1 protein-coding gene is annotated in these 648 nt (G+C 65.1%); it reads right to left on the bottom strand.

Features of this window, described 5'->3' with window-relative positions; genetic code table 11:
- On the bottom strand, positions 1–648 hold a 648-nt coding region (locus CXQ97_RS20945), incomplete at both ends, for a leucine-rich repeat domain-containing protein (protein ID WP_181035162.1).

The following is a 648-nucleotide window of genomic DNA, read 5'->3' as shown; positions in this document are numbered from 1 at the left end:
CAGCGCCTGCTCCACGGTAAAGGTTCGATCCTCGGCGTAGCAATCGCGTGTGCAACTGACCAGCGACGGCGGACCAGCCAGTGGCTGGAAGGCCGGCTCGACCAGATCCATCAGCAGGCCCGGCGTTTGGCCCGGCTGATCAGCCAGCGGCCCGGCAACATCGATCAGATTTGGATGGGCGCCAGCGGATACGCAGGCTGCCATCTCGCTGTGGGGCAGGCCGTCGCTGGTGACATGGCCCTTGAACAGCTTGGCGGCCATTTGCTTCGGCGCTTGCCCGGTTGGCTGCCACCCGGCACGGTAGATGATGCCCGACGCACCCTGGCCCAGTTGCTCGTGCAGGACGACCTGTTCGCGCGGAATCGCCGGTAGCGAATGACAAGCGAGGCTCATCGCTTCGCTGGCGTCGCTGAAGGGGTTGCCGGCAGCGGCCAGCCAGCTGAGTCGCGGCAGTGTCAGCAGCCAGTCGGGCAGCGCTGGCAGGCGGTTGGCGGCGACGCGCAGCAATTCCAGGTTGACGAAATTGGCCAGCGTATCAGGCAACGAAGACAGCTGGTTGCCAGCGAGCATCAGTTTCTGCAGGCGTCGGCAGTTGCCGATCTCGTCAGGCAATGCCTGCAGCTGGTTGTCGGTGAGGATCAGCCAGCG

Source organism: Arthrobacter sp. B0490 (assembly GCF_002929355.1).
Taxonomy (GTDB): Bacteria; Actinomycetota; Actinomycetes; order Actinomycetales; family Micrococcaceae; genus Arthrobacter_D.
Note: the sequence above shows the minus strand (reverse complement) of the source record. Positions and strands in the feature narration are given on the sequence as shown.